12 protein-coding genes and 7 pseudogenes are annotated in these 25409 nt (G+C 55.7%); 11 read left to right on the top strand and 8 right to left on the bottom strand.

The window, feature by feature from the left end; translation table 11 throughout:
* Positions 1-27: 27 nt before the first annotated feature.
* From DM868_RS11965 to DM868_RS11955, 3 genes and pseudogenes are all read right to left on the bottom strand, one after another.
* Positions 28-2517: a heavy metal translocating P-type ATPase gene (locus DM868_RS11965; RefSeq protein ID WP_137277102.1), complete on the bottom strand. Its 2490-nt coding sequence runs from the start codon at positions 2515-2517 to the stop codon at positions 28-30.
* An 837-nt stretch (positions 2518-3354) separates the two neighbouring features.
* Positions 3355-5817, bottom strand: coding sequence for a heavy metal translocating P-type ATPase (locus DM868_RS11960; protein WP_137277101.1), 2463 nt, complete (start codon positions 5815-5817; stop codon positions 3355-3357).
* Between the two features lie 578 nt (positions 5818-6395).
* Positions 6396-7339: pseudogene (locus DM868_RS11955) on the bottom strand (arsenic resistance protein).
* On the opposite strand from DM868_RS11955, the gene DM868_RS11950 reads away from it, so the two are divergent.
* The 6 genes and pseudogenes from DM868_RS11950 to DM868_RS11925 form a co-directional block, all read left to right on the top strand.
* Positions 7236-7529 carry a hypothetical protein gene (locus DM868_RS11950; RefSeq protein WP_222845533.1) on the top strand — a complete coding sequence of 98 codons (294 nt, stop codon included), beginning with the start codon at positions 7236-7238 and terminating at the stop codon, positions 7527-7529. The pseudogene DM868_RS11955 and the gene DM868_RS11950 sit on opposite strands and share 104 nt — an antisense overlap.
* 57 nt (positions 7530-7586) lie before the next feature.
* Positions 7587-7976 (top strand): cupredoxin domain-containing protein, encoded by a 390-nt coding sequence (locus DM868_RS11945; protein WP_246049093.1) that lies wholly within the window; start codon positions 7587-7589, stop codon positions 7974-7976.
* 109 nt (positions 7977-8085) lie between these two features.
* The gene (locus DM868_RS11940; protein ID WP_137277099.1) at positions 8086-10716 is read left to right on the top strand and encodes a heavy metal translocating P-type ATPase; all 2631 of its coding nucleotides are present in this window, start codon (positions 8086-8088) and stop codon (positions 10714-10716) included.
* 50 nt (positions 10717-10766) lie between these two features.
* Complete coding sequence (locus DM868_RS11935) at positions 10767-11702, top strand: cation diffusion facilitator family transporter (protein WP_137277098.1); 936 nt, start codon at positions 10767-10769, stop codon at positions 11700-11702.
* A gap of 289 nt (positions 11703-11991) precedes the next feature.
* Entirely contained in the window at positions 11992-12438 is a 447-nt protein-coding gene (locus DM868_RS15525; protein WP_342776396.1) for a CPBP family intramembrane glutamic endopeptidase, read from the top strand.
* Positions 12439-12603: 165 nt separating this feature from the next.
* A pseudogene (locus DM868_RS11925) lies at positions 12604-13212 on the top strand (multicopper oxidase domain-containing protein); the annotation flags it as partial.
* A gap of 65 nt (positions 13213-13277) precedes the next feature.
* Here DM868_RS11925 and DM868_RS11920 read toward each other — a convergent pair.
* On the bottom strand, positions 13278-14279 hold the full coding sequence (locus DM868_RS11920) for an arsenic resistance protein (RefSeq protein ID WP_137277096.1): 1002 nt from the start codon (positions 14277-14279) through the stop codon (positions 13278-13280).
* Positions 14280-14448: 169 nt separating this feature from the next.
* On the opposite strand from DM868_RS11920, the pseudogene DM868_RS11915 reads away from it, so the two are divergent.
* Positions 14449-15018 (top strand): annotated as a pseudogene (locus DM868_RS11915) (multicopper oxidase domain-containing protein); the annotation flags it as partial.
* Between the two features lie 148 nt (positions 15019-15166).
* Positions 15167-16369, top strand: a complete 1203-nt coding sequence (locus tag DM868_RS11910) for a hypothetical protein (protein ID WP_137277095.1) — start codon at positions 15167-15169, stop codon at positions 16367-16369.
* Between the two features lie 145 nt (positions 16370-16514).
* On the opposite strand, the gene DM868_RS11905 is transcribed toward DM868_RS11910, so the two are convergent.
* Both DM868_RS11905 and DM868_RS11900 read right to left on the bottom strand, forming a co-directional pair.
* Entirely contained in the window at positions 16515-16700 is a 186-nt protein-coding gene (locus DM868_RS11905) for a DUF7333 family protein (RefSeq protein ID WP_137277094.1), read from the bottom strand.
* A gap of 164 nt (positions 16701-16864) precedes the next feature.
* Positions 16865-19362: pseudogene (locus DM868_RS11900) on the bottom strand (heavy metal translocating P-type ATPase).
* A 648-nt stretch (positions 19363-20010) separates the two neighbouring features.
* Here DM868_RS11900 and DM868_RS15800 point away from each other — a divergent pair.
* The 3 genes and pseudogenes from DM868_RS15800 (at position 20011) to DM868_RS11880 (ending at position 23627) form a co-directional block, all read left to right on the top strand.
* A pseudogene (locus DM868_RS15800) lies at positions 20011-20511 on the top strand (winged helix-turn-helix domain-containing protein).
* Positions 20512-20613: 102 nt separating this feature from the next.
* Positions 20614-20871, top strand: a pseudogene (locus DM868_RS11890) (site-specific integrase); the annotation flags it as partial.
* A 716-nt stretch (positions 20872-21587) separates the two neighbouring features.
* On the top strand, positions 21588-23627 hold the full coding sequence (locus DM868_RS11880; protein ID WP_137277093.1) for an archaea-specific SMC-related protein: 2040 nt from the start codon (positions 21588-21590) through the stop codon (positions 23625-23627).
* Positions 23628-23693: 66 nt separating this feature from the next.
* Here the strand turns inward: DM868_RS11880 and rdfA are convergent, their stop codons facing one another.
* Both rdfA and DM868_RS11870 read right to left on the bottom strand, forming a co-directional pair.
* Positions 23694-24347: a rod-determining factor RdfA gene (gene rdfA, locus DM868_RS11875; RefSeq protein WP_137277092.1), complete on the bottom strand. Its 654-nt coding sequence runs from the start codon at positions 24345-24347 to the stop codon at positions 23694-23696.
* A gap of 347 nt (positions 24348-24694) precedes the next feature.
* Positions 24695-25313 (bottom strand): annotated as a pseudogene (locus DM868_RS11870) (IS6 family transposase).
* Between the last annotated feature and the right edge of the window lie 96 nt (positions 25314-25409).

Genomic DNA, 25409 nt, shown 5'->3' with positions numbered 1-25409 from the left:
AAAATGGACCGAAATCGATGGATCGTATTATGATTTCGCTAACTCTCGCTGGCAGTTGGCTACGATTAGACCACCACAGGCGACTACGGCTACAGCTGCCGTGAGTGGATTAAAGAATCCGACAGCCACAGCCAAGATCGCGATTCCGTTATAAAGAAGAGCGCCGATATTGTTTTGTTTAACGCGATGATTCGCTGCCTTCGCCAAATCGAACGCCGTTTCGACGGAACTAATTTCGTCGTCGACGATCGCAATATCGGCCGCGTCCGCTGCCAACGCTGTACCACTCCCTAATGAGATCCCGAGGTCGGCCGTCGCAAGTGCCGGTGCATCGTTCGTTCCGTCACCGACCATCGCGACCTGTCCACCCGATTTAAGTCGTCGAATCGTTGCAGTTTTCCCCTCCGGGGGAACACCCGCGAATACGTGCGTAACGTCTTTATGACGTTTGAAGAAGTCGGTAGCCTCCTCGTCGTCACCGGTTAGTATGACGACTTCAGTTCCCCGCTCTCCAAGACGGCGAATCGTACCATCCCATCCGTCTCGGGGCTCATCGCCTACGATAATAATCCCCTCCGCGGCTCCGTCGCGCCCGATGATGACCGGAAGTCGTCCGAAGCCCCGGGCCTCAGCGACGCGCGATTCGATGTCGTCGCTTACCATCCAGCCCTGCTGAATAAATAGATCGGGATTACCGACCAGGAGTTTCGTTCCGTCGATCACTCCTTCGACTCCGGATCTATGACTAGTGAATTCGCTTACACGGCCAGTATCTTTCTCTTTGTCTTCGTCGATTACACCCCCATCCGAACGCAGTGAATCAGAAGCATTACTCTCACGAGCGAACGCCGACACGATGGCACTTGCAGCGGGGTGAGACGCCCGCCGCTCTAATTCTGCGACGGCCTCTAGTAACTCTGGTGGTGCGTCTGTCTCGATCACGTCCATCTCCCCAGTCGTAAGGGTCCCCGTTTTGTCGAAGACAACGATGTCAATATCCCGAAGACGTTCAAAGACCGTTTCGTCGAAAACGACTATTCCCCGTCTGAGCGCCTCTTCAAGACTCGTTGCCACTGAAAGCGGTGTAGCGAACCCAAGTGCCCATGGTGATCCAACGAGAAGGACTAGCAAAAATAGGAGGAAAGCATTCACAACACTCATATCGAGTATCGTTGCCGCACCGCCACCCACTACGACAGCCGCACCGCCAACCAGCCCTATAGCCCGTGATGCGAGCCGGTCGGCGTGACGTTGGACGGAGTGCGTGGCACTCTGTAAATCCCAGACAGCAGTCGTAATTCGGTCGATGCTACTCGTTGCGTTCTCTCCGACCTGAATCAGAGCCGCACCGTCCGTGACAATCGACCCACCGATGACGTTATCACCCGCCTGCTTCAACACCGGAAGAGATTCTCCTGTGATGACTGCCTCATCGACAGAACAACTACTTTCGGCGAGTTCACCGTCAACCGGAATCCGTTCGCCTTGGCGGGCAAGTACGAGATCATTCGATGTGAGTTCCTCAATTCCAACCTCATTCGTCGTTCCGTCTGGGGCGTATACCCGTGCAGTATCGACCTGAGAAACCGTAAGTTCCGTGAGGCGGTTCAGCGCACGCTGTTTGACCGATGACTCATAGAACGCTACGGCGGTTACAGCTGCAGCGACAACGATGGTAAGATCGAAAAATAAATCATTTCGACCGAGGAGGACCGCGACAGTACCGTAGACATAGGCACTCAGTACGGTTATTGCTACGAGCAGGTCTGTGTTCGGCCGCCGCATCTTCAGACTGATGAACGCGCCACGTAGCACAGGTAGCCCGGTGAAAAAGAGAATAACACCGGTTAACACGAAGTAAATCCGCAGAAAGATGAGTCCTCCCTGACCACTCATCTGGAATGTATCTTCGAAGAGATGGAGGGCTTCCCAATCAAGAATGGAAGCAAGATGGATTGGATACATGATCGCGACGTACGGAACCATCAGGAACGCGCCAAAAAGGAGTCCAGCGGCATACCGGAAATCGAGAAGCTGATCATCCCGACGTTTTCGTATTCCATCTATCTCCCGTGATCGGCGTGTCGTGCTCGTCGACTCTTGAGCGTTTTTAGAGGCGTGTTCGCGAAGATACGCCGTATAGCCGAGCGTACTCAATGTGTCGCGAAGTTCATCCTTCGAAACGTGGTCACTCTCGTGTATCACACGTATCGTTTCAGTCACATAGCTCGCCTCAGCATCAACCACTCCTTCTTGCTTTTCGGCACGCGATTCGAGAAAAACTTCACACGTCGCAGAATACATTCCATCAATCCGAAAAAACGTCTGGTCGATTCCCTCCCCCAAGGATTCATGAGTATCTTTCTCTTTCGACTCGATAGTTTCGCTAGAAGTCTCATCACCGAGCGTTGTATGAACATCATGACAGCCGGTCGAACAGAATTGTATCTCGGATTTGGTTTCGACTACGGATGATTGAAACTTGCGGCCACATAGATAGCATTCATCAAATGACATGGTAGATCAGTACATACACGCTTGTTTCCACAAGGCTTGACAGGAAGCAAAATATTTGGTGAGTCCACTTGGGAGTGTTTTCATGTCGAAGAGAATAGTCCAAGAGTAGCACTTGAGGTCCAGATTGTTAAGCACACAGTTTGTGTATAGAGAAGGAGTTTAATTAGAGTATCGTTCTATTGCATCAGATAGCATATCTAATATTATTTGGCACCTTTTTACTCCCCCATGCTCTGTTGAAATCATATTCTTCAGACATATTCTCGTCTGAAACAACTGTTCGCCGAAGCCTGCATACTGTTCGATTAGTTGACTGGCCTCAAACTTTATGCAACATGAGAATAGTTGTCTAGGATGCCGGGGACATGCTCAGCATTTACCGCTGATAGCAGTCCGCCGCTGCTATCCCCCCGGCCCGTTGCTGCGAATAGACGGGAGCGCCTCAGCCCCTTCGTTTCAATTAGAAAGAGCTATTTGTGTGATGCCGATTAGAGACTGTTCCGTGAATCCCCTGTACCGAATGATTCGTGAACAGCCTGTACCGAATGATTCGTGAACAGCCTGTACTGACCGATAAGTGAGTTCCCGGTATCTTGCACTCAGTCAGCCTGTGAGGAATTCAACAGAACCTTCCCTCAATATTCTCGTTTGGATTTCTTGAAGTTCTATTCATTAATACTTGTGAGGGGGGTGAACAAGATACATTATATGCTCGCATGATATTACTTTAATCTCGATAGTATTGGGCTCTCAACCGGGAACCAAGCGATCAAGGGCAGTCTCTTCAAGAATAGTTTGTATCGACCACTACCAGTCGATCAACGATGGTTCGGGCGGCTATTCCGATAATAGCGATCGTGAGGAATTAGTCACGACGAGGATACTGCTCATTGCCATCGCAGCCGCTGCAAACAGCGGATTGAGCAAGCCGGTGATAGCCAATGGGATGGCGATAGCGTTGTAACAGAACGCCCAGCCGATGTTTTCTTTCACCCGTCTACCGGCCGCGGTCGAAAGCTCGAACACGGTGGCTACCGACCGGAGGTCGTCATCGACAATAGCGATGTCCGCGGCGTCGATGGCCATCGCCGTTCCCCCACCGAGGGCGATTCCGAGATCGGCCTGCACCAGCGCCGGTGCGTCGTTCGTCCCGTCGCCAACCATTACCGTTTGGCCATCGGATGTCAACCGCGCTACCGTCTCAGCTTTCCCTTCCGGCGGTACGCCAGTGAAAACCCGGTCAATATGGTTGTGTTCATGGAAATGGTCGGCCACGCGGCTGTCGTCGCCAGTCAGCACGACCACGTCGATATCCTGCTGGCTGAGCGATCGCACAGTCTCTTCCCACTCCTCTCGAACTGTATCTCCGAGGACGACGAACCCCTCCGTAGCACCCTCGCGTCCAACGAGAATCGGCATATTACCACACTCCCGCTCTTCAGAAGCCTGCGTGTCGATATCTGTGGGAACGTCCCAGCCTTCGTCAGCGAATAGGTCCGGATGTCCGACAAGGAGACGGGTTCCATCAACGATTCCCGAGACGCCCTTTGCGTGGCTCTCAAATGCCTCGACTCCCTCGACAGGCGCGTTCGCAGTGAACGGTTCGACTTCCTTGAGATCCACTTCTTTGTTCCGACTGTCGTCCGTGATACCGCCGTCGGTAGCGGCCCGGTCCAGTTTTGCAATCGCGGCCGCGACTGGATGGCCAGACTTCGCCTCGAGTCTGGCGGCCGCGGCCAGCAGTTCGTCCGGAGCTTCCGTTCGAACAACCTCAAAATCCCCTGTGGTGATCGTTCCTGTCTTGTCGAAGACAACCGTATCAGCCCCTCGAAGCCGCTCGAAAACCGTGTCATCGAAGACGACGATATTTCGTTCGAGAGCTTCTTTAATCCCGGATGCAACCGCCAGCGGCGTCGCCAATCCCAGCGCGCACGGACAGGAGACGATAAGGACGGTCAACCCGATGAGCAGAGCAGTTGCGATGGAGGCTCCGAACGAGAGGTACGCGGTGGTGACGACGACCGCGAGGACGAGCACTAACGGAACGAAGATCGTCGCGAGCTTATCAGCTAATTTCTGGATACCGTGTGCGGAACTCTGCAGATTCCAAACGAGGTTCTCGATACGATCGAGCGTGTTGGTTGGGTCCTCGTCGACGGAGATGGCTACTGCACCATCTTCGACGACCGATCCGCCCACGACCTCGTCACTTGGCGTCTTGTGGACAGGGAGTGATTCACCGGTCACAACCGCTTCATCGACCGAAGCCCGTCCTTCAACAACGCAACCGTCGACCGGGACTCGTTCACCCTCCCGAACCAATACCTGGTCGTCACCGGATAGTTCCTCGATAGGTACTTCCTCATAAGCATCGTTCTCCAGACGGCGAGCGTGGTCCACTTGCACGGTCGTGAGGTCCGAAAGGAGATCCGTCGCACGTCGTTTGATCGACGATTCATGGTAGTTGCCAACTGTGACAATGACAACGATGGCGACCGTGACATCATAGTAGACATGTGTACCGCCGTTGAGAAGCGTAACCGTGCTGTAAAGGTACGCACTTACTGCGGCGATCGCCACGAGGAGATCCATGTTCGGCGAACGGGTACGGACGCTAACATACGCACCTCGGAGAATCGGCTTCCCGGTGATCAACAGCACAAGCGTCGTGAGGACGGCAATTACAATGAAAAAGTAGTTTGCACCAGATCCAGCCATCATCTCTTCGAGGAAATGCACCATTCGTTCATCGTAGAAGAGCCCGCCGAAGTACGTTGGGTATATAATAACGATGTACTGGAGCATCACCATCATCCCAAAGAGAACACCGACAGCCATCCGAGCGAATGCCCTGTTGTCGGCTTGTCGTTGTCGGAAAGCATCGTCGCGAGGGTACGCTGAGTACCCGAACCCCGACACCGTTTCGCAGAGTTCCTCGCATGTGACTACCTCAGGGTCGTGGTCGATCCGTGTGGTCTCGGTGAGGTAGCTCGCTTCGGCACCGCTCACGCCGTCGATCGTCGTCGCGGCAGACTCAATGAACGCCTCGCAGGTCGCACAGTACATCCCCTCGATTTCGAGGAATGTGCTCTCATGGTCGTCAGGGACTGTCCATTCTTTAGAGTTGTCAGCCGCTTTCTGGCGTCGAACAGCCTCAGTATCGATATCCTCGAGATCTCCCAGGGCATCATATACGTCGCGGCATCCTCGACAACAGAAGGTGCAGCCGTCGGAATCGGCAACTCCCGTCTCGGCAACCGGGAGATCGCAAAGTTTACAGGAGTCGTCAGTTCGCGTCATGTCAAGATAGATTGTCGTGGTCAGATAGAGGTGTGTTATGACTATGCTGTCCCGAATCGTTATATCTGTGTTCGATCTGTAGTATTGCTGTTACCTTGTGTGACATAAGATCGGGCTGTTAGTAGGTGGTACCGTGCCCAACATTGAAACCGTTCTGGTTCACCGCTCGAACAATATTCGTCTTGCCTTATTTCATTGAATTGGCTGCTGAGACCGCGCTTGCGTGAATGGGTGGCATGGACGCAGGTACCCGGTGAGATGGTTGGAGAGAAGTGAACCCGGGACGCAACAATTTGTTTTAGTCTGCTGGGAGACTGATGTAAATTGGGTCGATAACCATGCTATTTCGACTAAATAGATCGCTGTTTCAAACAAGAAGAGACCTGCAATACTCTTCGATAAAAATGTAGTACCCCTGCAAGAAGATACTTTCACGGACGAAACCACACCCACTACGCATCCGATCGACAGCAGGTATCAAACCCTGAACATTCAATGAGTCACGCTTTGGCAGACACATACTACGAGTTACAATTAGTCACTCTTTGTGGTGGAGATCGTGTTGGTTGATGGTACATCTATGCAGTGTCCTCGGACGTACGCAGCCACCATCCACGGTCGCTAATCGCCACGTGTACTTGGGCGATTATCCCCAGTAGGGGAAGTTCCAAGAGCGGGCCGATCACCAGCACAAACGGAATGAGCGGCTCATTCGGAAACGCGACTACGGCGATTCCGAGCGCGGTCGGTGAGTTCCGCGAGAGGATGGTGTTATTGAAACACAAGAGTTCCTCGTACGAGAAGTCGAGCACGCGGCCGACAGCGAATCCCACACCGAGGTTAATCGCGTAAAATGCAATTACGGGGATTGCCATCAGTGCGAGCAGTCGGGGGTTCTCGACGATAACCCCGCCTTGCGAGGCGAACATCGCCCCGATAGCGAGGTTCAGAAACACGATCTGTAGCGGACTCATCTTCGGAAGAAAGCGCCTGTTGAACCACTGTTGGCTCCGCCACTGGATCAGTCCCGATCGAGTCACGCCCCCAAGCGTGAGCGGAACGACCAACACGAGCACGACGCTCTCTACCAGCAGCGCCGTCGGTAACTCAACGAGCGTCCCCGCAAAGACGTACAGATACACAGGCAATAGTACGAGCTGTAACACGAGATTGTACGGCAACAGCGAGGTGGCGAGCGGCACATCTCCGCCTGCGATGTCAGTGAATAACAGGTACCAGTCTGTACACGGGGTGACCATCAGCATAATGAGCCCGACCCACAGCGCCGGGTACTCGCGGAGGAAGACGGCGCCAAGCCCGACGGCCAACAAAGGACTCCAGAGAAAGTTGACGAGGAGACTGGACCCATGACGCGTCGGTTCCCAAAGGCAGCGCGAAGTCGAGATAGCGGGATTCCCGTGAACGCAGCGAGGAGCATAACCATCAGAAACGGGAGAATAAATGAGTCCGCGATCGGCGTCATCGCCGGCGCACCCGTCATTCTCGGTGGCTGGATCGGCAGTCTCGCCTATTCACCAACGATCGGCGCCTTCTTCCTCGCGATCGGGGTTGGCGCAATCTTACAGGTCAACTGGGAGATCGCGGGAATGGTTCGGGATGCAGGCGGTCGCGTGGCCAGCGCCACGAACCTGCTTGCGTTCCTGCTCGGCCTCGGCGTGATGTACGTGACCGACCTCTTCGTGGCGCTCTGATAGGCACCACCCATCTCTGTTCCAATGACACTCAAATTCTACAATCGACGGACGGTATTGCGACTCAGTACTGCCGCCTTGGCGACGCTGAGCACCGCTGGATGTTTGAGCGGGCAGGCATCGTCGAGCCTGGCCGTCACGATGCCCGACGATCACACGTTCGAGCCGAAGACTGTGACGATCGAAACCGAAGGGACAGTGACGTGGACGAACGAGAGCGACATCCAGCACACGGTCACAGCGTACGAAGACGAGATTCCTGCCGAGGCCGTGTACTTCGCAAGTGGTGGCTTCGAGTCAGAGCGTGCTGCGAGGAACCGGGTTACTGAGGGACTCATCGCCCCGGGGGAGAACTACGAGCACACGTTCGATCAACCCGGAACGTACGGGTACTGTTGTATTCCGCATGAGAGTTCTGGAATGGTCGGGACAGTTCGAGTGAGATGATCTAACGGGAATGTTAATAATCAAATACATAGTATTTATTAATATTTAACATAATAGGGGGCATTTTTCGCAGTAGATTTAATAAATCTGTAGCGGCAAGCGGCGAGTAATGACCCCACCTGACGATGATTCCCACGACAAACGTGGCGAACCACCGAATCGAACCCACACGCACGAAGAGGGATCTCAGCATAGTCACGAGTCCACTCAGCATACAAGGGATGTCGATGACACCTCCCCACCACACGGGCAAGGGAATGTTGCACAGCTCTCGGTTCCGGAGATGGACTGTCCCTCGTGTGCAGGAAAAGTTGAGAACAGCGTCGAAAAACTGGACGGGATCAACAGCATCGACCCGCAAGTGACGACGGGAACGTTGACAGTCTCATACGACAGCGAGCAAACCAGCGCTACCGAGATAGCTGATCGGGTCGAAAAGGCGGGATACACCATCGAAGACGTCGACGAGATAACGACGAAATTTACGGTTCCCGAGATGGACTGCCCCTCGTGTGCGGGGAAGATCGAAAAGTCACTCGACAAAGCTGGAGTCACAGCGTATAAAACCCGGCCAACGAACGGAACCGTCGTTGTCACGTACGATTCTTCGGAGGCCGGAGAAGCCGAGATAATCAGTGCTATCGAACGTGCTGGATACGAGGTTACAGACAGTTCGAGCGACGAGTCCGAAGGTCAGAACGCGACCGAGGAACGCGAGAGCATCTGGGTGAGTCCGCGGGCACTCAAGACGTGGATCAGCGGTGGGTTCGTTGCTCTCGGTTTGCTCCTTGAATTCTTCCTCACTGGGCAGAACGGACAGATTGCGAGCCTTCTCGGCACAGAGCTGTTCGTTGCCGACGGACTGTTCCTTGTCGCCGTCGCCTTCGGGGGTCAAGAGATCCTTCGCAACGGCTACTACTCGGCGCGGAATCTGAACCTCGATATCGACTTTTTGATGTCGGTGGCTATCCTCGGGGCGCTGGTCGCGAGCCTCGCCTTCGGTGAAGCGCTTTACTTCGAGGCCGCCACCCTCGCGTTCCTGTTTAGCGTTGCTGAACTGCTGGAGCGGTACTCGATGGATCGCGCCCGGAACTCGCTCCGGGAGTTGATGGACCTCTCGCCGGACGAAGCGACCGTCAAGCGAGACAGTAGTACGGAGACGGTTCCAGTCGACGAGGTCGCTGTCGGTGACGTCGTCGTCGTGAAGCCGGGCGAGAAGATCCCACTCGACGGGACCGTCGTCGACGGTGAAAGCGCAGTCAATCAGGCGCCCATCACGGGCGAAAGCGTGCCCGTCGATAAGGCGATGGGAGACGAGGTGTACGCCGGTACGATCAACGAAGAGGGGTATCTCGAGGTGGAGGTTACCTCCGAGGCCGGCGATAACACGCTCTCGCGTATCGTGGAGATGGTCGAAGACGCTCAGTCAAACAAGACCGAGCGTGAGCAGTTCGTCGAGCGCTTCTCGGCATACTACACGCCGGTCGTCGTTGCCTTCGCCATCCTGACGACAGTGGGGAGCCCGTACGTCCTTGGAATCACGTGGCCCACGGCCGTCGTTTATGGGCTGACGCTCCTCGTACTCGCCTGTCCGTGTGCGTTCGTCATCTCGACGCCCGTCTCCGTGGTGTCGGGGATCACGAGCGCTGCTAAGAACGGGGTCCTGATCAAGGGCGGCAACCACCTCGAAGCGATGGGGAGCGTCGACGTCGTCGCGTTCGACAAGACCGGGACGCTCACGAAAGGGGAGCTCACCGTCACCGACGTCGTTCCACTGAACGAAAATTCCGAAGAAGATGTCCTCCGGTGTGCGCGTGGGCTCGAACAGCGGAGCGAACATCCCATCGGCGAGGCAATCGTCGCTGAAGCCGGCAGTATGGGGGTCGACGAGCGCGATATCGATGACTTCGAAAGCATCACCGGAAAGGGAGTGCGTGCCGATCTCGGCGGCACGCCGCACTTCGCCGGGAAGCCGGGGCTGTTCGAGGAGTTAGGTTTCGATCTCTCACACGTCCATGCGACGACCGACGGGGGTGTCGTCAGGCAGACTGCCCGGCAGATCTGTGACCGGAACAACTGCCTCGATCTGCTCGAAGAGACGGTTCCGAAGCTTCAATCGGAAGGGAAGACGGTCATCCTCGTCGGCACTGAAGACGAACTTGAAGGTATCGTCGCCGTGGCCGACGAGATCCGTCCCGAAGCAGCGCGAACGATCGCTCGACTCAGAGATCTCGGCGTCTCACGGACGGTCATGCTGACCGGCGACAACGAGCGAACTGCTCGCGCGATCGCCGACCAAGTCGGAGTCGACGAGTACCGGGCAGAACTGCTCCCCGACGAGAAAGTGGCTGCCGTCGAGGAGCTCATCGAGGAACACGAGGGCGTCGCGATGGTCGGTGATGGGATCAACGACGCCCCGGCGCTCGCGACGGCAACGGTGGGTATTGCGATGGGCGCGGCCGGGACGGACACCGCGTTGGAGACGGCCGACATCGCGCTGATGGGTGACGACCTCGCAAAGCTCCCGTATCTCTACGAGCTCGCGAACGACGCAAACGGCGTCATCCGGCAGAATATCTGGGCCAGCCTCGGTGTCAAAGCCGGACTTGCTCTCGCGGTTCCGTTCGGGTACGTCCCCATCTGGCTCGCCGTCCTCGCCGGCGACGCGGGGATGACGATGGCCGTGACCGGGAACGCAATGCGACTCTCTCGCGTCGAACCGGAGACAGAGAACAACTGACGCTTGAGAGTCGTAATACCGGACATTACGAATTTATCAGATCAAAACGTATGAGTCAACACGGGCATGCTCACGAAGAGACGGAAGAATATGAACTAACAACCGAAACAGGCAGCAGTACGCGCCGACTTGCCCTCGTAGCGGTCGTCAATTTCCTTGGCTTCCTTGCCGAATTGGCTGGTGGGCTCCTCTTCGGTTCGGTCGCTCTCATCAGCGATGCGCTCCACATGCTATTCGACATGCTTGCGTACGCAATGGCGTTCGGCGCGAGCTACACCGCGGAACGATTCGAAGGCGGTGCTGAGTGGTCGTACGGACTCCATCGACTGGAGCCGGTTGCTGCGTTTCTCAACGGGATACTGCTCGTTCCGATGGTCGGGTACATCCTGTGGGAATCGTATCAACGGTTCCTGGACCCGGTTGAGATCGATCCGACAATGACGCTGATCATCGCCGTCGGCGGCTTGCTTGTCAACTTGGGATCGGTCTATATCGTACAAGGGGGCGAGATGAGCCTCAACGAGCGCGGCGCATTCTATCACCTTCTCGGCGATGCCGGTGGATCAGTCGCGGTGATCATTTCGACACTCGCCGTCGTCACGTTCGATTTACCTGTCGCCGACCCGGTGGCTGCCATCCTCATCGGCGTGTTAGTGCTCGTTTCGGCAGGAAAGGTACTCCGCGGAAGCACCTCAATCCTCTTAGAACGGAGCCCTATCTCACCGGATAAACTTCGAAATGAACTGACAGCTGTCGATGGCGTTGAAGACGTCGACGACATACACGTCTGGCAAGTATGTAGTCAGTTGACCGTAGCGACAGTGCGCCTTCAGTATGAGCCCACATCACTAGACCAACATCAGGCGATCCGCTCTCGCGTCCATCAGCTTCTTTCCGACCATGGAATCGATCACGCAACCGTCGAACTAGTGGGTGAGATGGAGAGGGACCCGGAGACTGCCGACAACACGAGTCACAACCACTGATTTTCAAATGACAGAAATAACGACACGGATTCAGTCTGTCGGGAGTGCAGTTGGGCTCACGTACGGCTCAACGGTTATTGGGTCGGTAATTGTCACCATCGTTGCCGCACTGCTGGGCGCATTCGGGGTCGATGTAACCGCTCGTCCATCGTTGCGCCTCGTAATGAGCACGATCTTGTTACAGGGGGTGACATTCGGAGGGCTCTCAATCCTCTATCTCAGATTCCGAGATCTCGACTTCGAATTCGTTTCGCTTTCGATTCCGGACAGGTGAGATGTTGCTGTAACCATCGGGGGGGTAGGTACACTCCTCGGATTACTCATTGTCTCATCACGCGTTATCTCCTCGCTCGGACTGGAATCAGCAGAAAACCAAGTAGTAACAGTTGGTCAGCAAAATCCGATAGCTTTTCTAATTCTCATTCCTCTATCGTTTCTGCTAGTCGGTCCGGGCGAAGAGCTGTTATACCGAGGACTGGTTCAGGGAACGCTCCGAGAAACGTTACATCCAACCCGTGCAATCGTTCTTGCGAGCGCCCTCTTCGCGTCGATCCATCTCTTCTCGTTGAGTGGAGAAGGGAAGCTCGTGTACGTCGGTATCGCATTCGTACTAGCTCTGGTACTCGGTGCGACCTACGAGTACACCGATAACCTCGTTGTTCCGGCTCTGATTCACGGTGCGTACAATGCGATTCAATTCACGAGCGCGTATCTGACGGCAACAGGTGGAATGTAACTGTTTGCTATCTGTGGGTCTCAGATCTCAGTTCTTTCGACAGCAAACCCTTAGTTTTGCTTGTGAAACCCGTCCGACTGTTGTCGAACATATTCGCTTGCCTTCTCAAAAATAGGGGTTCTGCAGTCCTCGTTTATCGCGACAGCCCAATGTGTCGAATGAACCATGACGACACCTTTCGGTGCCCCCGGAACCGGACTGTCCCGGCGAGAATTTCTTGCTGCGACCGGCGTGACGGGCGTATCAGCGTTGGCGGGCTGTTCATCAAAAATAATTAACGCGCCGACAGCAGCTACTGGCACACCGAGTGAAGCCCAGACGACACCGTCTGACCTTCCCTACACCAGTCCTCCGACGGTGGTCAACGTCGACGAGCAGGGAGGCTCTGTGACGATGGGGACGCAGCCGGCACGACACGCCGTCCACCCGCTCGATTCAATGGGTGGTCCAGTTGAGTTGCCGCGTGTCTGGGCGTGGCAGGTCGACGACAACGATCCGAGCGTTCCAGGCCCGATCCTCCGTACGACCGAAGGTAACGACATGGAAGTGACGCTCGACAACACGAACGGGCGTAGACCGCACACGATCCACTTCCACGGTGTCACGAAGACGTGGAAAAACGACGGCGTCCCGACGTTGACCGGGATCAAAGTTCCCGCGGGCGAGAAGCACACCTATGAGATTCCGGCGAACGTTCCGGGGACGCACCTGTATCACTGCCACCTCCAGACCCACCGCCACATCGATATGGGGATGTACGGCTCTGTTGAAATCCTCAGCAGGTGATATGTTTTTGCAGCTGTGCTGAATATAGAGCGCGAATCGGCCACCGCCGGGAATCACTCACCACTCGGTATAGTGGGCTGGCTGTCGTCAGCCGGCGGAGCCGGAACTAGTACCGCCGGCACGACTCGCGTGAGTACCACCATCCCGCTCAACTCGACCAGCGTCTGCGTCACGATGATAGCCGGCACCAACTCGTAACCCGCTGGCAGCGCAAGCCCCAGCGGCAAGACGACCAGCGAGTTCCGTGTCACGGACGTGAACACCAGTGCCCGCCGCTCGCCAACGTCCATCCCGAACAGGCCGCTCACCAATCGCCCGAGCAACGGCATGACGAACAGAAACGCGACGTAGACCGGCACGACCACTACAATCTGATCGAAGGCGTTCTGTACACGCGGGAGTTGCGAGGCGATGACGACGAACAGTGTTACGCCCATCATCGGCACGGGAAACCACCCCAGCGTCTCCTGCCACCCCGCGACCCGCCCGGAGCGCTCCGCACCGGCCTCGGTGAGCCACGCCAGCCCCAGCGGCAGCGCGATGATCAGCACGAACGCCTCGATGAACGGGCCTGCCTCGATGACCGCCGCAATCTCCGGGCCGACGAACAGCCACAGGTACACCGGGAGCAGGAGCAGTTGTACCAGCATCAGCGCCGGTGTCGTCGCGGTGAGCTGTTCGGCGTCGCCGTCCGCGAGGTCGGTGAAAGTGATGACGTAGTCGATGCACGGCGTCAGTAGTACCATCAGGACACCGACGAGGACGACTCGGTCGGACGGGAGGACTCGGGTGAGTCCCCACACCACGACCGGCACAACGAGGAAGTTCAGCCCGAGGGCCGCTCCGATGAACCGCCCGTTCGTGAACGCCCGGCGGAGCCGCACAAACGGGATTTCGAGGAACGTGACGTACAGCAGGACGGCCAGCACGGGGTTGATGAGTCCTTCGATGGGCGTGGCCCACATCGGACGGCCCACTCCGATGACCACCGCCAGCGCGACGGCAACTGCGTACACGAGGACTTGGTGCCGACGGAGCCACTCCTTAGCGTCCATTCGGACAAGGGTTCGTGGGGACGAGCCTAACACCCTTCGCTACCAGTTACACTATCGCTTCGTCGGGCTGTAACGGGGGAGCTGACGCGAATCAAGAGTCGTTGATAGATACAGCCTCTGTATCTCGCACGCCGGTCCTACCAGTTCCTAAGGATTTCAACAGAGCCGGATGTACGGGATCTTCCGGGTCGATCCCGAGGGCTACGAACCGGCGGACCGGGAGTACTTCATGACGATCAAAGACTGGGACTCGCGGAGCCCGAAGAAGTGGGCTGGTGAAGCGGACTTCACGTACAACACGGCCTCACGCAATCCAGACGTCTTCACCGTTAACGGGAAGAGAGCACCCCGGACGCTCCACCCCGAACAAGGGTCACCGATCATCGTCGATCAGGGCGATCAGGTCCGTATTCACCTCGTCAACGGGAGATACATGTCGCACCCGATGCATATCCACAACCACCGCTTCCAGCGCGTCGAAAAGGACGGCGGGGTCGTTCCGGAAGCCGCCAGACACGACATCGACGTCACGAACATCGCCCCCGCGGAACGGCACACGATCGAGTTCACGGCCGACGCGGACCCCGAGATCTACCTCATGCACTGCCACAAGGTCAACCACGTGATGAACGGGTCATTCTACCCCGGCGGCATGCTTACCGGCGGGGTGTACCGCTCCGTCATGGACTCGGACATCTTCAGTCAGCTCATGGAGTACGCCGGCTACGAACCGAACTGACGCGATCAGATACGCACTTCTGAACCGTTCTGGTCGAGACTCTACAGGACGGTTCCACGCGTGTGCAGACTCTCGGGGTGGTCAGGCAGTACGTCTCGGGGGGGACGAGAGAGACAGATAATTGTGTGTGAGTCTCTAAGCCCTCGCGATGACTCAGAAAGGCCTGAAAGGGAACGCTGATGCTGACAGACCCAGACCTCGACGAAGGTCGCTCCGTCTATTCGTCCTGATTGCTGTCGGGATCTGTCTCCTTTCGCTAATCCCAACAGTTTCCGCCCACGGTAGCGCTGAGTCGTCGGGACTCTCACAGTCGCACGGGCTAGCGATCGCTGGTATCGGCGTCCTCTCGATCGGTGCGCTCGTCCTCCTCAAGCGGAGGAGGCGGATCTCGCCGAGAACCGCTCTGTACGGGATTGCGGTCGGTATCGGAATTACTGTCGGCGGCGCAATCCTCTTCGAGGGTCTGGCCCCGGATCCGGCGTATCGTGCGGACTCGATGCCGTTCCCGCGGTCGTGGTACCAGCCGCTCGCGATCGGAACCGGCTTGGTAGTCGTGGTCGCGAGTTTCCTGACCGGACTCGTGCGATGGACGACACGTCCACGGTACATGGCTCTCGGCATGCTGCTCGGCGGCTGGATACTGTACCCGTATCTGCTGCCCGGATTCAGCGGCTACACCAACCCGATCGGGTACGGAATCGTCCTCGCGACGCCGCTGCTCGTCGGCTACATCCTCTGGAAAGACGTTGGCACGGCACTGTCGACGATCCTTCGGGATCCGGTGGCGCGTCGGTTCGGATTCAGCGTCGGAGCCATGGTGAGCCTCTTCTTTATGGCGACGACGGGATACCTATCTTTCTTCAGTGAAGAGGGCGCTCCGCAGGAGACGACCGTGGCGGTCCTGAACGTACTGTATCAGATCGTGCGATGGCCCACCCTTGAGGTTCTGCTCCCCGACGTTCCGTTTTTCATCGCGATCTCTCCCGGCGTGGTCATCGTGCTCGGACTCCTCGGCGTCCTCGTGGGGTTGAACGCGGCCGCCGTCGCTCACTCGTGGCGTCTCGATCAGCAGGCGGGAGCGACACAGAGTACGGCCGGGACGGCGACGGTCGTCGGTGCGTGTACGTGTGGGTGTTGTGGCCCCCTCGTCTCCCAAGTCGCCGTCATCGCAGCCGGCCCAACAATTGCGGCGCCGATATACTGGATCTTCGTCGATTCGGCGTCGCCGCTCAATTCGATATTCCTGTTAGGGAGCATCGCACTGTTCACCGGAACGCTCGTGTATTCGATCGACTCCTCGACACCCGTCCGGAAAGACGTGTCTGAGCTCAGTGCGGGAGTCACCGAGTAAACATCCCGGCCTCGTCGATTCTCGGCTGCTGATCGCTCATCGAGCCTGTTGAACACGAAGTGCGGACCACCGGTGGTGGTAACTGAATTAGGACGCTTTAGGTGGAGTGACACTGTGACTTTGGGGGCGGTGCCGGACAGGGGCGCTACGGACTACCGCGGAATTCGCCGTGTTTCATCCCGAGGAAGTACGCGACCACCGAGAACGCGATCATCGAGGGGAGAACCATCATAAAAACGGTCGAGGGTGCCATCACGGCGGTTAGCGCGACCGTTGCGACGGCGACGATCACGGCAAGCGGAACCACCGAACGTGTGAAGTCGAATTCCATGGTTGTGGTAGTGTCTGGACAAGAATAGTCCTTTAGAAACAGAAGTGAGTCGGAGCCGGGTGACGACCGCACCGATTGGATCGACGATGTCCGAATAATAGATGGCCACTCTTCCACGTCAGTAGGGCGATTCGGATCCGAGTTCCGTCGGCGACCGTACCTCGCTACCCGAGGAGTTTCCGTCGAGTGTTTACGGCGAGCAACCCACCACTGGCAATGACCGCGGCCGCTGCCGTCAGCGGATTGAAGAAGCCGACGGCCAACGCCGCGAGCGCGATACCGTTGTAGGAGAACGCGAGGAGGTTGTTCTGTTTCACCCGACGGCGAGCCGCCCCCGCGAGGTCGAAGGCGGTTTCGACGGAGCGGATGTCGTTGTCGACGATCGCGATATCGGCGGCGGCGGCGGCTAATGCCGTACCGCCGCCCAGTGAGATGCCGAGGTCGGCAGCGGCGAGCGCCGGGGCTCGTTGGTACCGTCACCGACCATCGCGACCTCCCCATCAGATTTGAGCCGCCGGATCGTCGCCGTCTTCCCCTCCGGCGGAACCGTCGCAAAGACGTGCGTCACGGCGTCGTGTCGCTTGAAGAAGTCCGTCGCCTCCTCGTCGTCGCCGGTCAGGACGACGATCTCCGTGCCCCGCTCCCCAAGCCGAGAGACGGTGTCATCCCAGCCGTCTCGCGGCTCGTCCCCGACGACGATCAGCCCCTCTGCTGTCCCGTCACGACCGATCACGACCGGAAGCTGTCCGAATCCCTGAGCGTCGGCGACCCGAGACCGGATGTCGTCGTTAACGGTCCACCCCTGTTCTGCGAATAGATCGAGGTTCCCGACGAGGTACGACGTGTCGCCGATCACGCCTTCGATACCGGACCGATGGTTCGTGAACTCGCGTATCTGACCGACGCCTTCCGTTCCGACCGGGTCATCTCCCGAGTCCGGCTGAGCCGCTGCGGCGTCGCCATCGTCACTGCCCGCGAACGCCGTCGTGATAGCGTTCGCAGCGGGGTGTGACGCCCGTTGTTCGAGGGCGGCGACGGCGTCGAGTAACTCGGGAGGCGCGTCCGCTTCGATCACCTCCATCTCTCCGGTTGTGAGTGTCCCCGTCTTATCGAAGACGACGATATCGACGTCGCGGAGCCGTTCGAAGACTGTTTCGTCGAAGATGATGATCCCGCGCCGGAGCGCACTGGAGAGGCTCTTCGCGACCGACAGGGGCGTCGCAAGTCCGAGGGCCCACGGCGAGCCGGCAAGGATGATCAACAGCGCGAGGAGGACGGCATCTGGCAGGCCAATCCCGAATGCGAGTACACCGACGCCGCCGACCGCGACAGCGGCTCCGACGACGAGGAAGACGGCGTACGACGCGAGTTGGTCGGCGTGGCGTTGGACGCCGTGAGTCGCGCTCTGTAGGTCCCAGACGGCGGTCGTTATCCGGTCGATACTACTCGTTACGTCTGGGCCGACACGGACCAACGCTGCACCGTCCGTCACGATCGACCCCCCGATCACGTCGTCTCCGGCGCGTTTGAGCACCGGAAGCGATTCACCTGTCACGATCGCTTCGTCGACGGTACAGCTGTCTTCAACCAGTTCACCGTCTATTGGAACACGTTCGCCCTGTCGAACGAGCACGACATCCCCTGTATTGAGATTCTCCACGCGAACTTCCTCAGTCTCTCCGTCCGAGTCGTACGTTCGTGCACTCTCGACCTGTGATATGGTGAGCTCGGTGAGACGATCAAGTGCCCGCTGTTTGATTGACGATTCGTAGAATACCATCGCGGTAACCGCGGCCGTGACGATGATCGCGAGATCATAGAAAATGTCGTTTTGCCCGAGGATAACGGCAGCCGTACTGTACGCGTACGCGCTGATGGCGGTGAGCGCGACCAACAGATCGGTGTTCGGGCGCCGCATTTTGAGACTGATATACGCGCCACGCAACACTGGCAGACCGGTAAAGATGAGAATGATACCAGTCATCACGAAATACAGTCGGAGGAATACGAATGCCCCTTGGCTGTCTAACCGAAATGCGCCCTCAAATATTTCGAGCACTTGCCAGTCGAAAATCGACGCGAGCTGCGCTGGATAGAGGATCGCAACGTATGGGACCAACAGAAACGCACCGAAGAGGAACCCAACGGAGTATCGCATTCCCAAGAGCTGGTCGTCTCGACGCTTTCGAATCCCACCCATCTCCCGTGATCGACGTGTCGTGCCACCGGCCTCTCCCACGTCTGATGAGGCATCCTCACGGAGATACGCCGTGTACCCCAGAGTGCTCAACACCTCGCGCAACGATTCCTTCGAAGCAGTGTTTGGATCGTGTTCAACTCGGATCGTCTCCGTGACGTAACTCGCCTCGGCACTGGTCACTCCCTCTTGTTTCTCGGCGAGAGATTCAAGATACGCCTCACACGTCGCGGAGTACATTCCATCGATCCGGAGAAACGTCCGAGAACGATGCTGATCAGTAGGAACCGCGTCTTCCTCTTGATCGATCCCGTTCTCAGTTGTCTGGGTGGTATCGAGGGAATCGGGAGCTCCAAGCGTCGTGTACACCTCGTGGCACCCACTTGAACAGAATGACCGCTCACTAACAGTCTCAAATGTGGAAGATTGAATCACACGACCACACAAGTCACAGTTGCCAGTCATATCTCAGTATCGGTGGGTCCGTCTGTCTGTCTGTCTGATATCAGATCGATATAAATAGAGATGATGGTACACTCTTTGTTTCCCAAAGTGGTCAAGTGGTAGAGTATCAATCGCTTATACCTTGGTACGCAGGTCGTGTTTATGTCGTTGTTGCTCTCTCCTACTCAGACACACTCTGTAGTAGATATCGTGTCGATGTTATAATATATGGGTGGACTCAAAAAACATAAATAATAGTATGTTTTAATAGCGAAACGAAGGCACGCATCAGATCCATCCTCCGAGGTTGTGTAGCAAGACTCTGGTAGATTCGATATAGCAATGTATGATTTATAGAATGATCAAAATAGAGATTTACGTGTTTGACGGGGCTATGTCCGTTGGATTCGCAGGAATAACCTTCGGTACCAATTGGTCATGATTACCGATAATCACGGCCACTTTGAGGTACCCCGCGCCGTAGGAGAAGCACGAATGATACAATCGCCTCACGTCAAGGCTTATCCCAGGGAAAGCCGCTGAGAGAGTGTGTCTCTCTGTCGTCACTGGGAGAACTCCGAGTTCACCTCTCCAGCGGGAAACGTTATCTGAATTATCTATCATTCATTACAACGATGGCGTACCCGCCCCCGGTCGGGCCAGCCACCCATTCAGCAGCTTCAGACGGTCGTCGACTTCCTCGAGACCCCAGCACTCGCTCGGCTCTACGCCCACATTTTGCAGCACGGTCCCATCACCGTTTCCGAACTTATCGACGAGTTCGATATCCCACAGGAGACTGCCTGCGACCACCTCCAGAACCTCGAAACCGCTGGCTTAGTCGAGAAAATCCGTTGAGCATCGCCCGTACGACTACGACTCCGAGTCGATTGCACTCACACTCTCGACGGATGGCGAAACCCAACCGACCACGCCGGCACTTATCGTCGCGGTTGCCCGCCGCGATAAGGACGAGGATATCGACGCTAGATCGAGCGCCATGGCTTCGATGGTCTTGCTGTCGCCTTCGAGTACGCCTCCGAGCACGTCGACGGCCCGGTTAACCATCGGATTGCGGCACGGGAACTCGACCTCTCTTCGCTTGAAGCCAAGATTATCCTCCAAGCGCTGGAACCGGTTACTACCGAATACGCCGATACGACTGCATGACGACGGTCTACATCGCCGATACCGGCGTCTTCGTCCGGTGTGGTGGACCGGACAAGGACAAATTTTAATGGCCCATCGGGCACTCCGACAGGTTGGTGTTTGACGGACGGGGCACGGTCATTTCTCCAGAGACCCTCTGAGGCCGCTGAAACTGACATCGATCATCCGAAACACGATTATCTCCTACCTCACAGCGGTCGACAAGGGGTGGGAGGAGTTCTTGTGCGGGCCTTCGGATACACAGTCGCCGCCCGGTATCTCGACAACTCTGAGGAGATGGTTTGTGAGCGCTACTCCCCTGTCGAAGCAGACGAAATCAGTGATGTTGCTATAGAGGCGCTTTCGGAGATTGATGGATAGAAGGCTCCGATCTTAATAGGATATAGTAGTATTCGATTAATCGCACGCCGAAAGGAGTTGAATACCCCTATCCGAAACGATGTGATATTCAGACGGCCTTCCGAACGAATCCGAGAAGCGCGTGTACGAACGAGTACGACGGATTCAGTCGTGGGGTTGTTGCTCGTGCTAGTGAGTTTCCTCTTACGGGATCTATGAGTAATTGTTCGGTGGGGTGTGCTCGTCACGCCGCATCGCGGCGGGCGAGCACTACCAGTCTGGTTCCGATTTGAGGTGTTCCGCGAGTGGATTGACCACGCTCGTGACGACACGTTACGTATAAAAAGGGGATCCGACAAACCGTATTGGCATCCCGCCGACCTACAGCCACTTAGACGCGGGCACTCTTAGCTCGCGTCCAGCACCAGCCCTGTGAATGATCGATGACTTCGTATCCTATTTGCTTCAATGGCGCTCCCATGGGAGTGAAAACGCCACCGCATTTGACTCTGTAAGTTGGTCAAGCTAATCTTTCACACCTTGTTTAAGAAACCCAACCAACAATCAAGACTGGCGGGAACTACCGGTATTCGCCCTCATGAATAAAAGCATGCCTGAGCGTGCTATCGTCTAATCATGACCGTGACGGGAATCCTTGTCTGGTAACCTTCGATTTTTTTGTGACAAAGCCGATTCGAAACCGAACTTTTTTATTGTTTTTGCCAAACAAGGTACTAATGTCACAAGCGCTTTCCGAGGGACCTCTCTGTGTTGAGCTCGAAAATATTGGCGGAATTGAGCATGCGGAAGCTGACTTACCACCGGGTGTGACGGTTCTCAGTGGGCGAAACGCGACGAACCGGACCTCGTTTTTGCAAGGAATCATGGCTACAGTGGGGAGCAGCTCCAATCAAATCTCACTCAAAAGCGATACCGACGAGGGTCAAGCAACCCTTCGGCTCGGTGATGAAACGTACACGCGGACGATTGAGCGGGCAGGCGGCACGACTATGATGAACGGCGAGCCGTTTACAGACGAGTCCGAATTACTCGATTTGTATGCGTTTCTGCTGAAAGACAATCCGGTTCGGCAGACGATCGAACGCAATGGCGATCTTCACGAGGTGTTGATGCGGCCGATCGATACAGACGAAATCGAGGCAGAATTGCAACAACTGCGCGCGGAAAAAGAGAATATCGAAGCCGAACTCGAACAGCTCGATGAATACAAACAGCGCATTCCAAAACTCGAAGAACAGCGGACGCAACTCGAAACTGAGCTCGATGACCTTCGAACGACGGAAGCAGAGATCCAAGAGCGGAAAGAAACGCTCGAAGCACAGTTCGACGAGACGGCGTCAGATGAAAAACCAGAGCGAGTACAGGAACTCGAGGAAGAGCTCACCTCCCAGCGAACCGAGGTGAACACTCTCAAGCGGAAACTCGACCAACAGCGAAATCTCCAGAAAGCGGCTATCGACGATCTCGAGGCGATCGATAAACCCGACGCCGAGGAAGCCGAGTTGCGCGCCGAGCGTGATCGGCTCGAAGCCGAACGCGAACGGCTCGCCGACCAGATCGACACCATTCGTTCCCAACGTCAGGAGATCACCTCTGGTATGGAGGCTGCGCGCACACTTCAGGACTCTATGACCTCGATCGAGGAGGCGGTTGGGCAACTCGATGTCGATATTGACCTCCCGGAGGGCCCGCTGACCGCGACCCACTCTGGGGAGTCGGGCGATCTCACTGACACACTCGTCGAGGGTGAACAGATCAGCTGTCTGGCCTGCGGCAGTCAGGTCACGACCGATACAGTCGATGCCGTGATCGACCAGTATCGAGAGATCAATACAGCGTTCCGCGAGCAGATCAATGCGCTCGAATCGGACCAACAGGAGGTCCGGAGCCAACTCAAGGAGGTTGAATCCCAACTCGACCAGTGGGAGCGTGCAGAAAAGCGGCTGGCGGAAGCCGAACGGCAGAAAGAGCAGACAGAGACTCGAATTGAAACGTACGAAGAGCGTCTCGAAGAAGCCAAAGAGACAGTGGCGGATCTTGAAGACGGACTGGAAGCCGCCCGCGAGGACGCAGCGACGGAGCCTGACGAAGCGCTCCGCGCCGAACACGCAGCTGTCGAAGACGATCTTATTGATACGGAGGTCGCCATCCGACAGGCCGAGACAAAGTTGGATGATATCGAGTCAACCATAGCGGACCTCGAGACGGAGCTTGAAGCTGAAGATAGGCTTTCCGACCAACGTGATGAACTCGTCGACGAAATCGAAAGGCTTCACTCCCATGTCGAGGACACAGAACGGAAACTGGTCGAAGAATTCAACCAGACGATTGACACGGTGCTTGAATTACTCGGGTATGCAAACATCGAACGCATCTGGATCGAGCGCAAGCGTAAGGACGTGAAAGTCGGTCGTCGCACTGAAGAGCAGACGGTGTTCGAGTTGAATATTGTCCGTGAGGGCGGTAATGGTGTTTACGCCGATGACCTCCAGCATCTCTCCGAAAGTGAACGCTCCGTCACTGGGCTCGTTGTTGCCCTTACTGGCTATATTGTTCACGATGTTGCCGATCTGTGTCCGATTATGTTGCTTGATAGTGTCGAAATGATTGATAGCGAACGGATTGCTCAGCTTATTGACTATTTTGCGGATGAAACTGAGTATCTCGTCGCAGCGTTGCTGCCAGAGGATTCAGCCGAGGTCAACGACTCGCTGCTAGAAGCGACGCTCATGAAAATCGATACCAAAGTCAAATAGTATTACTCCTGAGCAACACTGTTCCCTTCATCTTTACCTGGACGAACACGATTTCGTGACTAAGTACTAGTCTTGTCGCTTATTTGCTCTGCAGGCGGTACAGCCGCGGTTACCGATATACTTGAGGAGGTCTTGGCGTCGATCGCACTCTGTGCATTCGATACGGAATTGGAGCCGTATATCGTAAGAATCAGGGATAACATCGGCGTTTACGAGTGATTCAAGCCCCTGTTTGGTGACTGCTTCGACGCGCTGTTGTAGATTTGACAATCGGGTATGGACTTTCTCTTGACGTTCTTTCGGTGTCCGTGCTTGTTTTTGTCCGTCGGATGCACTGACATTTCTTATATTTGTTAAATATTTATATACTGTATTGTATGAGACGAGGTCGTCGGCAAGGGCGTCGGCGTCGATGTCATTCTTTTCGATCCAGTTTTTCACTTCGGTGATTTCGACCCGGGAGATGTCTTCGAACCGTTCGGCGTTTGAACCATCTGCCCGGAGTAGGTGTGCGATTCGGTCTGGTGGATGCGCCTGTGGGACTAAGCCTTTGAGTTGCTCGTTGATGACGCTCGTGACGATGCGTTGGTTGACGTACTTTTCGAGATCGTGGAGCGATTCGCTGCTTTCCGGGTCGGTCCATTGTTCGACGAGTTCGTCCCCGAGAGATTCAAGATCGTATTTTTTGATTACCTGTTGTATTTTTTGTCCTTTGGCCATGTTCTAGGAGAGAAGTTCCGTGTTACAAAACGATGCTGGTCGAACCTCGAATACACCGTGGAAGAGAATGTGTGGGCATTTGGTCTGTGCTGGCTGTCAGTTTAGTACGTTGTAGCCACCCAACAAATCGTACCGCTGTATCTTGTAACCTGTATAGCAGAAATATTAATATATCGGGTATGCAACGTCTTATCATCATGATTTTGTTACTATGGGTGGTCCTTATTGACAGATTCAACTTTGGGCGTATATTGTGCATAGATCATCTTTCACCTGAAGGAGTTACACTATGGCGGCGCATGAATTTTAGCTTGCTTGATCCACCGTGATTAGTTAAGCGAATTCCACTAGACAAGGAAGGCTTGCGGCCACGTTTCTTCGACCGCTGGCCGCACGTGGTTGGAAATATTACTAAAAAAACAGATTTATGATCTTATCTATAAAAATATATGTTTGACAGCACACCAATCTCCCAGCCAAACTATTTGAAATCGGAGCACTGGTCGGCGAAGTGTCGTCGCTAGATGCTTAGCGCAGTCAGCGAGAAACACGGCGTCAGAGGCATCATATTTCTCACGATATTTCTGCAGAAACTGTTATGTTAATACCACCGCAGTTGTGGTAAAAACTCGGATTTGAAAGGAATTTATTCATTTCTGGATCGACGGCAACGTACAGCTAAAATTGCTGGCCGTTGAATTGGATCTCGGTCCCGTTGAGTACGACGTGATCTGGCCTCGCATCGTCGGCCGGCTGTAGATCGACTTTCGGTACCTAATCGTGAACGGCTTTCTGTGACTGTGTTTAACCAAACATCTACGATTTTAGAATTGTATTTATAAAATATATGTCAGCTAGGTGGGGCTGAATACCAAGCGCCATCAGATTGCTCGGTGTCCGTACTCGCTCTGTAAAACTCAAACCAATCCAGTCACTGTCACCGCTTGGACCGATGACTTTAGTCATGAACCAGCCGAATATTGCCTCGCATCACTCTTCATCCTTAACTAAACACGGTCCCTGATTGCTATGAAGGCATATGATTTTCCCGCACGACTCCGT

Origin of the sequence: Natronomonas salsuginis, from assembly GCF_005239135.1 — an archaeon.
Lineage (GTDB): Archaea > Halobacteriota > Halobacteria > Halobacteriales > Haloarculaceae > Natronomonas > Natronomonas salsuginis.
This window is presented reverse-complemented; position numbering and strand designations above follow the sequence as displayed.

What these genes read in the sequence shown, in the direction of transcription:
- DM868_RS11965 (WP_137277102.1), bottom strand. Translation starts at nt 2,517, where the DNA reads ATGTCATTTGATGAATGCTATCTATGTGGCCGCAAGTTTCAATCATCC.
- DM868_RS11960 (WP_137277101.1), bottom strand. Translation starts at nt 5,817, where the DNA reads ATGACGCGAACTGACGACTCCTGTAAACTTTGCGATCTCCCGGTTGCC.
- DM868_RS11940 (WP_137277099.1), top strand. Translation starts at nt 8,086, where the DNA reads ATGACCCCACCTGACGATGATTCCCACGACAAACGTGGCGAACCACCG.
- DM868_RS11935 (WP_137277098.1), top strand. Translation starts at nt 10,767, where the DNA reads ATGAGTCAACACGGGCATGCTCACGAAGAGACGGAAGAATATGAACTA.
- DM868_RS11920 (WP_137277096.1), bottom strand. Translation starts at nt 14,279, where the DNA reads ATGGACGCTAAGGAGTGGCTCCGTCGGCACCAAGTCCTCGTGTACGCA.
- DM868_RS11910 (WP_137277095.1), top strand. Translation starts at nt 15,167, where the DNA reads ATGACTCAGAAAGGCCTGAAAGGGAACGCTGATGCTGACAGACCCAGA.
- DM868_RS11905 (WP_137277094.1), bottom strand. Translation starts at nt 16,700, where the DNA reads ATGGAATTCGACTTCACACGTTCGGTGGTTCCGCTTGCCGTGATCGTC.
- DM868_RS11880 (WP_137277093.1), top strand. Translation starts at nt 21,588, where the DNA reads ATGTCACAAGCGCTTTCCGAGGGACCTCTCTGTGTTGAGCTCGAAAAT.
- rdfA (WP_137277092.1), bottom strand. Translation starts at nt 24,347, where the DNA reads ATGGCCAAAGGACAAAAAATACAACAGGTAATCAAAAAATACGATCTT.